The organism is Dysgonomonas sp. 521, from assembly GCF_010501055.1.
GTDB lineage: Bacteria > Bacteroidota > Bacteroidia > Bacteroidales > Dysgonomonadaceae > Dysgonomonas.
On sequence record NZ_QVMO01000132.1, the window covers coordinates 1 to 6,934 of the forward strand.

General features: G+C 42.7%; 3 protein-coding genes. All 3 read right to left on the minus strand.

Going from position 1 to position 6,934, the window contains the following annotated elements; all coding sequences use genetic code 11:
* Nucleotides 1-161: 161 nt before the first annotated feature.
* The 3 genes from D0T84_RS20620 to D0T84_RS20630 all read right to left on the minus strand — a co-directional run bounded on the left by D0T84_RS20620 (nucleotide 162) and on the right by D0T84_RS20630 (nucleotide 6,533).
* Nucleotides 162-2,612: an FAD-dependent oxidoreductase gene (locus D0T84_RS20620; protein ID WP_163309740.1), complete on the minus strand. Its 2,451-nt coding sequence runs from the start codon at nucleotides 2,610-2,612 to the stop codon at nucleotides 162-164.
* A gap of 48 nt (nucleotides 2,613-2,660) precedes the next feature.
* Nucleotides 2,661-3,020 carry a MarR family winged helix-turn-helix transcriptional regulator gene (locus tag D0T84_RS20625; RefSeq protein WP_163309742.1) on the minus strand — a complete coding sequence of 120 codons (360 nt, stop codon included), beginning with the start codon at nucleotides 3,018-3,020 and terminating at the stop codon, nucleotides 2,661-2,663.
* 177 nt (nucleotides 3,021-3,197) lie between these two features.
* Complete coding sequence (locus tag D0T84_RS20630; RefSeq protein ID WP_163309743.1) at nucleotides 3,198-6,533, minus strand: carboxypeptidase-like regulatory domain-containing protein; 3,336 nt, start codon at nucleotides 6,531-6,533, stop codon at nucleotides 3,198-3,200.
* Between the last annotated feature and the right edge of the window lie 401 nt (nucleotides 6,534-6,934).

A 6,934-nucleotide genomic window follows, 5' to 3' on the forward strand; every position in this document is an offset into this window, starting at 1 on the left:
AAACTGATGGCTCCTTAATTTATCGTTAACTCTCTCCTATGCAAAGGTAAAAACTATATAAATCTTGTAAAAGATGACCGAGACCGAAGGATTACCCTATGTTTGTAAATTGAATTAATTCAAATTACAAACATAGGAACTAATACTACAAAGATAGAATATTAAATAAACAGATTCACATTCGCATTCTCAGCCCTGTCGAGATAAGCGGCAACGCCTCCTATTGTAATACCGTCCATCAGTTCCTCTTTCTTGATGCCCATTACATCCATCGACATGGAGCAGGCGATAAATTCCACACCGTTATCCAGAGCCTGTTGCATCAGGCTTTCAAGGCTATCGATATTTTTATTCTTCATAATACCACGCATCATCTTGCTGCCGATTCCGCCCATATTCATCTGTGACAGGCTCAGTTTTTTACTGCTCGAAGGCAGCATCATACCAAACATCTTACCCATAAAATCTTTCTGTACAGCAGGCTTCTTTACTTTCTTAATCACATTCAGCCCCCAGAAAGTAAAGAATATACTGATTTTCTTTCCCGAAGCTGCGGCACCGTTGGCAATGACAAAGGATGCCAGTGCCCTGTCCAGGTCGTCACTGAATACAATGAGTGTTTTGTTATCCTTTACATTAGCAGGTACAGAACTAGTGACGTCTTTCGCTTTCTTTTCCACCGTTGCTGTTATCACTCCGCCCGAATTGTTCATACTTACCACTTCTGCGCCCACCATACGGCTCCATCCGTTGAGGTCTTCGCCAAAAGCCTGGTCTGTCACTTTTATTTCAAGGCGGTCGCCCTCATTAATCAGGTCATAATTCTTTTTCAGTTGCATTATCGGGCCCGGGCATTGCAAGCCGCAGGCATTTATATTGATTGTTTTTATCGTTGTATTTTCTTTATTTTCCATTTTACCGTCATCTTTAATAATTACATCACAGGTATTTTTAGGCGCGTTATCCGCTACCGCGCACGAATAGGTCTTGTATCCGCCCGAAAGGTTATATACCCTCACGTATCCATGCTGCATAAGTATGCGTGCCGACAAGTAGCCGCGTAGCCCTACAGCACAGTAAACCACTATCTTTTTATCTTTCGGGATTTCACCCAGCCTGCCGCGAAGTTCATCCACAGGAATATTCACCGCGCCTTCGATATGTCCAAACTCATATTCTTCTTTTGTACGTGAATCTATCAGGATAGAATCTGCCGGATTCAGGTTAGCCAGATCGCGCCATTGGATAATATTTACTTTCTTGTCCAGAATATTTCCGGCTACAAATCCCGCCATGTTAACAGGGTCTTTTGCCGAAGAATAAGGCGGAGCATAAGCATGTTCGATCTCCTGCAAATCGTAAATTGTACCGCCGTTCTTAATAACCTGCGCAAACAGATCGATGCGCTTGTCCACGCCATCGTAACCAACTACCTGTGCGCCTAATAATTTTCCGCCCGTAGGGGAAAAGATAATTTTAACGGACAGAGGTAAGGCATCTGGATAATACCCGGCATGTGAACTACCATGTGTAAAAGACGAAATATGCTCAATCTTCTCCCTGTTAAGTAATTTGGATGACGCACCCGCAGCAGCCACAGTCAGGTCGAAGACCTTGGCTATCGAGGTACCGATTGTACCTTTATATTTATGCGTATTTCCTTCGATAATGTTGTCGGCAACAATACGTGCCTGCTTGTTAGCTGGGCCGGCCAGCGGAATAAGCGAATACTTATTAATGACAGGATTGAACACTTCTGTAGCGTCTCCCAAAGCATATACATTATTATCTGATGTCCGCATATATTCATCCACCTTGATACCTCCCATAGAACCCAGTTCCAATCCGGCTTCTTTAGCCAGCTTCACTTCGGGACGCACGCCGATGCTGAAAATAACCATATCGGCAGGAATTTCTTTCCCGCTTTCAAGCATCACTTTTATTCCATTATCAGACGGATCGAAGCGCGTCACTCCTTCTTCAAGAAATAAAGACACATTCTTCTGTACTAAGTGCTGATGTACAATGGAAGCCATAGAAAAATCGATAGGCGCCATTACCTGATTGTTTTTTTCAATCACTGTTACATCCAAACCCGCGTCATGCAGGTTTTCCACCATTTCGAGCCCGATAAACCCGCCACCAACTACAACGGCTTTCTTAGGCTTGTGTTCATCTATATAACCTTTTATCTTATCCATATCCGGCACATTGCGCAACGAGAAGACGCGGCTATCTTCCATACCCGGCATAGGTGGTTTTATTGGCTCGGCGCCTGTAGATACAATCAGTTTGTCGTAGCTTTCGGTATAGTCTTTATTTGCTGAAATATCGTGAACAGTAACGGTCTTATTTTCCAAATCAATATGAGTGACTTCCGATTTTACCCGTATGTCAATATTAAAACGGCCGGTAAAGCCTTCCACTGTCTGCACAAACAGCCTGTCGCGCTCACTGATGGTTCCCCCTATATAATAAGGTAATCCGCAGTTGGCATACGATACATACTCGCCTCTTTCGAACAATACTATTTCAGCATTTTCATCTATTCTCCTCAGTCGTGCTGCTGCTGTCGCGCCTCCGGCTACTCCTCCGATTATTAGTATTTTCATAATTTTATATTATAAATATTTGTTATTAGCAATTAAACAATTAAATTTTTATTTTGTTATTTCTGTCAGGCTCTTTACCAGTCCGGACAAATCAATATCCTGTTTCATCATCTCTCCTATTTTCTTCTTTCCGTCTTCAGTAAGTGAGAAAATCATCTGTCGCTTGTCGGCAGTACCCATTTCGCGTACAATAAGGCCTTTAGATTCAACAGTATTGATAATCCGGGAAACCCGTGAATTGGACAGGCCTACAAAGTCGCACAATTCATTAGCCGCCCTCGGCCTGCCATCTTTCATACAGCATAACACCATACCTTCGTTGATGGTGATCTTGTTCCGCTCTGCAAATTCCTTTTCGAAATTGTAGAGTGACTTATATATATCTTTTAGTTTACAAATTTTTTCCATTAAATATATTTGCTATTAGAAATTATTTACAAAGAAAAGTATTTATTTTTGATTGGCAAAATATAGAAAAAGAGATTCTTCGTTTGTGCACAATAACAATAAAACAAAGACAGGGTAAAGCATTGTATTACAACCCCTACCCTGTCTTATATAAATTTTATCTCTTAGTTATAGATTCTATTTTACATTGAAAGTCATCACAGTGTTACGCTTATCTTCATCTTCGTTGTAGTCGTCCCATTTCCCGCTGCGAAGCTGTACTACTTTGCGTGTTACCGATTCATTTTTCCGTCCCCAATTGCGGTATATATCGATGTAGGCTTTCGCTTTAGAGGCAGTCTGTGTCCCGCTGTCGCTATAATAGTCTAGCAAAACGGAATATTTCCCTTTCACAGCTTTTTTCAATACATACATTTCGGGGCCGTAGCCACTGGTAACGTCTATTGACAACTTCCCACCTATTTCTGTTTTATTGTTGCCATAATAGCATTTTTCTCCGGTCGGTTCTACGATGTGCAGGTCTATATCCGTATCGTTTATATTCCAGCTTACAATGACTACAATATCTGCCTCATTGAAATCGTCCAGCCCTTCGTCCGATAATTCCTCTTTCACTTTCTCTGTCAGATGGGTGATAAAAGCCTTAGTATTATCACTTAGCTTGATTTTCGAAGAATTGGACAACTCATTCAGGTATTTCTGGCATTTCAGGGCTGTAATCGTCTCAAAATCTCCATAGTCGCTATCCCAGTCTGCATTCAGGCAAATATAATAATAGATCAGCGACATATCCACATATCCACTCTTAGCCAGCGCTTCTGCCGCCGTCAGGTACGACAGGGCTTCCCCTTCGCGCCAGTCGATAATGCGGCGCATCATATAATAAGCATGGTCGCCCATATTCCACTCGATAGCCGACATCGCTACATCGCGTATTGCCTGCACATCCGAGGCGTTGCGTTCCACCACGCTGCTCAGCAGTTTCAGTGCATCGGCTTTGCTATACATCGACTTCCTCTCCTTCGTCATCTCAAACAGTCTGTCGAAACGTACATCTTCGTCTGCAAGCGCTGTTTTTTCTTCTTCTGTCTGTTGTTCGGCAAGGAACAGTCCGAATTTCTGAGGTTTCAGTTTAATCGAGAAAATATCATCCGGCAGATTGTTGATATATTCATCAAATTCTTCGGAGCGGTCTAAATCCGTACTGCCTTCTTCCAGTTTTTTCAGCCAGTTGCTGAAATTCGTTTTATCATGTCCCAGCAATAAGGTGGCGCCGGCTTCTTCCAGTTTTTTTACAATATCGTTCACCAGATTATCATCCACAAAGTATTTGGCTTCGCTATCATCTATTCCGTATTCGTCATAATCACTTTCACTCTCCAGCATGAGGAACGAAGTATATTGTCCCGGCACTTTGTAATAAGTGGAGTAATTAACGGCTGCCTCTTCTGCCTGATAGCCATAGTTTTCGAGGTAAGAAGACGCTATCTGCCCATAAACACGGGAGGCAAGCAACGAATTTATTTTTTCTACCGCAGCATAACTTATCCGCTTTTTCTCTGTTCCGTTATCCACATCGATACTGATATTGCCTGTGGGCAGGTCGCGGCCTGTAAAGATCAGCTTCTGTCCGTTATATAATTGTGTCGGTTGTCCGGAAATCAAAAAATCACGGGAGCCTTCTACCTCTACATTTACGATATTCCAGGGCTTGTATCTGAACGATCTGGCTGTGAGCAACGCTTCCTCTTCGCCTGTAACAGTAAATGCAAATCCTCCCGAAACCTTGCTCAGATAGTTCAACACTGCCGAATTGGTACCCGACAGGCCTGTTTTATAAGTATGTATCCTGTCGCCTTCGTTTATCAGAGATTTCAGTTTGTGCATATTGGTTTCGCCCCAGTTGCAATCGGCATCACTCATCAGGAAGATATGCTTCGGCCTTTTATCCTTCTTTATCCATGCCGGATTGGAGGCTTCATTCAGGGCCGAAGCCAGATCGGTAGCACCTTCGAGGGCTAAAGCATTGGCATATTCGAAAAAACGGGAGACATTAAAATAGTTGTTATTCTGGAAATGGCGGGCATACCACCTGTTTTCGATATTGAAAGTAAGCACGGCAAACCGTTTGATAATATCCTTGTTATTGTTTAGTATCTCATTCATCAGTTTAAGCCATACATTGAATTTGTCAGGGTTGGAACTAACAGATACATCCAGCATAAACACAGCGTCAGCAGGCAAATCCTCCTGCGTCACCTCCGGCAAATCTACACGGTAGGTAGCAGCAAAATAAGGTATATCCAGTTCTTCATCGTGCCCTTCTTTCTGTATCAGCATCACAGGTTGTACATTATTATACCTGAATGCGATTTCTTTCTCTTTGGGGTTCAACAGCGAATAACGGGTACGCGTACCGTCTATCTCGGTAGCTGCCAGCACGGGCGACAGGCTGACTTGCATCAGAGGCGAATTGTGTATCATTATATCCACTTTCAGTTCTCTCTCTACCTGAGGCAGTGATAGTATATATTCCCTGAAATCGAGCGCCTCCGTCATATTCAGGTCGTAACCTATTACCACGCGGTGCAACTCATTCTCTCCCAACGGATATACACGGCAGCTAAACATATCGGCGCCTCCCCACTCCATCAGCGCCGGATCTATGTTCGCCGATACGGTTTGTTCGTATGCTCTGGCAGCCTTCTGCTTCGATACGATGCGAGCCTCTTTTACTCTGCTCCATTCCCTGTCGTTCAGTGATTCTACTCCCTGAAAAGTAAGGTCAAAGTCTTCGAGCGTATATGTATTATATGGAATTTTCTTTGCCGTTTTCTCATCTTCTTCATCTTCGTCCAGATATTCCGTTTCGCCAAAAGCAAAATAATAAGGAGTGGCCTCTGTCGGCAGTTTCAGTTTGAAGGTTCCTTCCAGCCCCCAGCCTTTATCATTAAAGAAAAAACAATCCATCAGCACCCTCACTCTGAAACCATCTATCTGTATGGCCATCTGGGCAGCCTCCAAGGGAATATAATCGTTTTCGCCCACATGCAGACGGATCGAGTTATCCTTCATCCCCGAACGTTTCCATGTAGTAGCGGGTTTCTTTTTATCTATGGTAGCAGACGAAATAGCCACTCCGGCTATTTTTCCGGCTAAGGTGTTAGCTTCTTTTTTAACACTAACTGCCGTTATCACGACTTCGCTTAGTATTGCTTCATCTTCTTGCATTTTTATTTCATATGTGGAAGCCGGAGTTATCGGTACTTCCAGAGTCTTGTAACCAATATAAAAAACGTTTAAATTCTTATGTATAGAATCGTTGATTATAAGGCTGAACTTACCATCTATATCGGTTACTGTTCCTATGGCAGTTCCTTTCACAGTTACGGATACTCCTATCAATGGCTCATAATTATCAAAATCGATTAAAGTGCCGGAGATAGTCCTGTCTTGAGAAATCGCCTGAAGTGAGATTATTAAGAATGAGAAGAAAAACAATAGTTTTTTCATAGTCTGTGTGATTTTTTATTTCAAATGTACAATATTCATTTAAAACAATAGATACCAAAATATTCCAAATTCCATAAAATGAAGTTATCCCGACTTTTTATTTAATCACGGAGTTAAGGGAGTTTAACTTGTCTTCACTTCGTCGAGTTATTTCACGGGGTTTTATTAAGAGCCTAATAATGTGAATCAAGGGTTGAAAGCAGCTCAACACCTGCCTGAAAGGCAGAATCTTCATAACCGTATGCAAGCGCAGCGTAGCTTACGCAGCAAGGGACAATTACACTCCCCCTGCCCGAAGCGGCAGGACACACAGTATGTCCTGTCTTTCAGACAGCTGGTATTGCTCATCCTTTTTCCGCAGGTCGATGACCCGCGGTTATGAAGATTTGGCTTTTCAAGCC

Bases quoted from the DNA above. Each gene is read 5' to 3' on its own strand.
- D0T84_RS20620 (WP_163309740.1), bottom strand. From the start codon at position 2,612: ATGAAAATACTAATAATCGGAGGAGTAGCCGGAGGCGCGACAGCAGCA.
- D0T84_RS20625 (WP_163309742.1), bottom strand. From the start codon at position 3,020: ATGGAAAAAATTTGTAAACTAAAAGATATATATAAGTCACTCTACAAT.
- D0T84_RS20630 (WP_163309743.1), bottom strand. From the start codon at position 6,533: ATGAAAAAACTATTGTTTTTCTTCTCATTCTTAATAATCTCACTTCAG.